The organism is Albidovulum inexpectatum (assembly GCF_002927635.1).
In the GTDB taxonomy this organism is placed as follows: Bacteria; Pseudomonadota; Alphaproteobacteria; order Rhodobacterales; family Rhodobacteraceae; genus Albidovulum; species Albidovulum inexpectatum.
In genome coordinates, this window is sequence record NZ_PRDS01000023.1 from 1 (window position 1) to 4234 (window position 4234).

Consider the following 4234-nt stretch of genomic DNA (forward strand, 5'->3'; position numbering starts at 1 on the left):
CATAGGCGGCCGGGACCAGCCGCACCTCGTGGCCATGTCGTTGCGCCACCCGGCCCCAGTGATGGGAAGTTGCGCAAGCCTCCATGGCCACGATGCAGGTTGGCTGTTCGGCCAAAAGCGCGGCCAACCGTGTCCGCGATAGCGCCCGATTGTAGAGAACCGTCCCATCCGGCCCGACCGCACAGACCTGAAAACTGCCCTTCGCCAAGTCGATCGCCAGCATGCTGATCTTCGTCGCCATCGATGTGCCCTCCAAAATTGGTTCCTATAGAACCGTCATGGCATACAAGATGCCGTTGGTGGGGGCATCCACCGCATCAGTTCAGTTCATGGACGAGACCATCGCCCCGGTGCTGGATCCGGGGCGCGGCAGGACCAAGACCGGATATCTCTGGGCGCTCGCCCGTGACGACCGGGGGTGGGGCGGGGATGATCCACCGGGCGCGGTCTTCTTCTATGCCCCCGACCGTGCCGGAGGGAACGCGGAACAGATATTGCAGGTGCTGTGACCCCTGAATCTCATCCGGCTGAGACCAGAGTTGGCGTTTGAATTTGGCGCGGTTGCGCCGACGGAGCAATGGGCGATCTGCGCATCGGTTCAAATGCGCGAAGCTGATCGCCCATTGCGGTGAGTTGAGCGGCAAAGACCGCCGGCGCCCAGTATCCGAGGGCCGAATGGGGCCGCTCGGTATTGTAGATGCGAGTCCAGTTGGCGACCGCTTCGCGGGCATGGTCGATGCCGAAGAACAGTGTCTCGTTCAGAAGTTCATCCCGCATCCGACCGTTGAAGGCCTCGCAGTTCCCATGTCTCGCATGGGCTTGCCGGGGGCGATGTAGTGCCATTTCACCTTCATCTTCTCGGCCCATTCCAGGATCGCGTTCGAGGTGAACTCGGTGCCGTTGTCCGAAACAATCACCCCGGGCTTCCCCCGCCGCTCGATCAAACATGTGAGTTCGCGCGCCACCCTTCGGCCCGAGATCGACGTGTCGACGATCGACGCGAGACACGCCTTCGTGACGTCGTCCAGCACATTGAGGATCCGGAAGCGGCGTCCATCGGCGAACTGGTCCTGCATGAAGTCCAGCGACCACCGGGCGTTGGCCACGGCTTCGGTCACCAGCGGCGCGCGGGTGCCGAGAGCGCACTTGCGGCCGCGCCTTCGCCGGACCGCCAGGCCTTCCTCGCGGTAAAGCCTCTGCGTCCGCTTGCGGTTTGTCACATGGCCGTCGCGGCGCAGGATCACATGCAGCCGCCGATAACCGAAACGCCGATGTTTCTCGGCCGCCTTGCGCAACTCCTCGCGCAGCTCGGTGTCATCGGGTCGCCTGCGCCGATACCGCACCGATGATCGATCCGCACCCAGCACCGAACACGCCCGCCGCTCGCTCATCCTGTGACGCTTCTCGAGATGGGCAACCGCTTCTCGCCTTGCGGCGGACGTCACCACTTTTTTGAAAGCAGGTCCTTCAAGGCGCTCGCCATTGTCCTCGGACCAATGGCGGACAATGGCTCGCTGTCGAGCATCGCCTCGGCCAAAAGCCGCTTCAGCCTGGCGTTCTCGGCCTCCAGCGCCTTCAGCCTCTTGGCCTCCGAAGGCTTCATGCCCCCGAACTTCGCCTTCCAGGCATAAAAGGTGGCGCTGCTGATCCCATGCCGACGGCACACCTCCGCCGTCTTCACTCCGCTCTCCTGCTCCCTCAGGATCGCGATGATCTGCTCCTCGGTGAATCTCGATCGCTTCATGGTCCGGTCCTCTGCTTGGGCCGAACTCTAGCATCAGATGGACGAGTTATCGGGGGTCACAGCACAGGGCTTCGATGGCATCCTGCAACTGGACGGCTATACCGGCTAAAACCGGCTGACGCGCCCCTCGCGGAAGGGCGGCGATCCGGTCCGCGTTGCGCATTGTTGGGCCCACGCCCGCAGGAAGCTGAAGGAGGTCTTCGACCGCGACGGCTCGGAGATTGCCGCCGAGGGGCTGCGCAGGATTGCCGAGTTCTACAAGGTCGAGGCAGACATCCGCGGCACAGCTCCGGGACAGCGGCTCTCCGCCCGTCAGGCGCGCACCGCCCCCCTCGTCGCGGCCTTCGGGGAATGGCTGCAACAGCAACGCCTGCGCATCTCCGCCAAGTCGCGCCTGGGCGAGAAGCTCGCTTACATCCACCGTCACTGGGACGGGCTCCAGACCTTCCTGCAGGATGGGCGAGTGGAGATCCACTCCAACAGCGTCGAGAACCTGATCCGGCCCATCGCTCTGAACAGAAAAAACGCATCGTTCGCCGGACATGACGAAGGCGGGCGCGCCTGGGGACGCATCGCATCGCTCATCGAGACCGAAAGGATCAACGGCGTCGAGCCCTTCCCCTATCTCAAGGCCACCCTCGAAGCCATCGCCGCCGGCCATCCGCAACGCCGCATCGACGATCTCCTGCCCTGGAATTTCAAGCCGTCAAGATGAACCCGGGGTGGGATGCTGCCGCCGCTTACCGAAAACCCAGCGGGTGGCGCGGTCGATCGCCACGAAGAGGTAGCGGCGGCGCTCCTCGTCGGCCATCTGCGGCAGGTACTTCACGTCGACATGCAGGTAGCCGGGTTCGTATGCCTTGAAGGTCTTGTGCGCAGGCCTCGGCGCCTTCGGTTTCAGATCTTTCAGCCGGGACAGCCCATGCCGCCGCAGGCATCGGTCCAGACCCGAGCGAGACGTTCGGATTGAGGAACTCCCGAAGCACTGCGAGCAGGTCGTCGAGCGGCAGGAGCAGGGTCGTCCGCAGCGCCACCGCCACCGCCTCCTGGGCGGGCGTGAGCGTTGTCTGCAGCCGATGCGGCGTGTGGCTGAGATCGTGGACGCCGTCCCGCTTGCGCCACCTCCACACCGTCTGCTCGGAGATGCCGTAGCGCTCGGCCAGAACCCACACCGGCTCGTCGCAGGCCTGGATCGCGGCTCTGATCCTCGGCGTCGTCGTCGCTTGGCTGTGCAAAGAAATCAGCATGCCAGCCCTCCGTCCCGAACTTCGCTCAGAATCGACCTTGCCGTGAACAGGCCAAATCGGCGAGGGTCTATGTGATCATCCGGGTTGGAACGCCTACATCAAAACGACAGTATCATGGAATATTCCATTCCTCAGGTATTTCTACGCCTTGATCCTCAACCTCCTTTATAATCCGCTTAATATCTCTCTCAACCAGGCCCACAAAGAATGACGGCATAGGTCGGCTGACTGACACGTTCACACGATTGCGTAACGCATCATCCGAATAATTTAAATGAGACACCTCCAGAAATTCCTCCAAATTCCGAAGAAAATCCTTCGGATCATTATGAATATCCTCAAAGGTACAAATCTTTAAACAGCTCGCAGGCAAAACCGACCGCATTCGACGTATCGCCGCACCGTACTCTGCATTTTCCCAAATGAAAGGCTGCCGAATAAATGCCTCAAAATCTTTCGGCGCCCATGTTTCCAAAAGATGAGCCTGGTTCGTGATTTGAAGATGAAACTTCACATGGCTCCACAGCCTCGATATGGGATCGCGTAAAGTATACAACACCCTTAGCCGATCAGTTAAATTGAATGCGTGACGCCAAGCATCCTCGGGCAGCAATGCATAAAGGTTCGAGAAGTCGCAGCAATACTTTTGACTTCTCCGAAATACGAACAAGTTTCTATACCACAAATCATCGACCGGATTATCAAGATAATTCGCAGCCCATCTCAATCTGTTTCTAACGCCGGATATATGGCTGCGATCCGGGTCGATTTTGGCATAGTTGTTACGAACGTTTTCCAACCTTCGGCGATCACTTAACGGCCCGAAATCAACACTGCGCGCATAAAAGTAATGTATTTCCTTTTCCAAAGAGAAATGAAGATCAGGGTGTTTGCTCAAAGTAGCATAAAGCCATGTCGTGCCGGCCTTCATCGCCCCCGCACTAAGAAATAGATTATCAAATTTCTTAGTATTTTCCATCAGAACCCTCGGCATGCTCGATTTCGCACCAGATACAGTATGAAACTGGGCGCGGCTACCGTCATGAACTATCACGCTTTTCGTTCGATGCCTACAGTTCAGAACACGAAATCGCTGGCGTCGAGGTTTGCGAGGTTGACGCCTGTCAGGGTGATGGTGTTCCCGGCTTGGTCGTCGATGACGACATCGGCGCCGACCTGCGCGATGTGGTTGGCCATCAGGTCCGCCAGGTTCGTGATCGCCGAGACGGCCGACAGGTCGATC

2 protein-coding genes and 4 pseudogenes are annotated in these 4234 nt (G+C 59.6%); 2 read left to right on the top strand and 4 right to left on the bottom strand.

All coding sequences use genetic code 11. From position 1 onward, the window contains the following. Positions 1-241 (bottom strand): annotated as a pseudogene (locus tag LV82_RS15085) (IS110 family transposase); the annotation flags it as partial. 82 nt (positions 242-323) lie between these two features. On the opposite strand from LV82_RS15085, the pseudogene LV82_RS14690 reads away from it, so the two are divergent. Beyond that, positions 324-497 (top strand): annotated as a pseudogene (locus tag LV82_RS14690) (IS66 family transposase); the annotation flags it as partial. 22 nt (positions 498-519) lie between these two features. Here LV82_RS14690 and LV82_RS14695 read toward each other — a convergent pair. Further along, positions 520-1744: pseudogene (locus tag LV82_RS14695) on the bottom strand (IS3 family transposase). Between the two features lie 115 nt (positions 1745-1859). On the opposite strand from LV82_RS14695, the gene LV82_RS14700 reads away from it, so the two are divergent. Then, positions 1860-2459 carry an IS66 family transposase gene (locus tag LV82_RS14700; protein ID WP_281259923.1) on the top strand — a complete coding sequence of 200 codons (600 nt, stop codon included), beginning with the start codon at positions 1860-1862 and terminating at the stop codon, positions 2457-2459. A gap of 15 nt (positions 2460-2474) precedes the next feature. On the opposite strand, the pseudogene LV82_RS14705 reads toward LV82_RS14700, so the two are convergent. Beyond that, positions 2475-2991, bottom strand: a pseudogene (locus LV82_RS14705) (helix-turn-helix domain-containing protein); the annotation flags it as partial. 112 nt (positions 2992-3103) lie between these two features. After that, positions 3104-3970 (bottom strand): sulfotransferase, encoded by an 867-nt coding sequence (locus LV82_RS14710; RefSeq protein ID WP_104072953.1) that lies wholly within the window; start codon positions 3968-3970, stop codon positions 3104-3106. Positions 3971-4234: the final 264 nt, after the last annotated feature.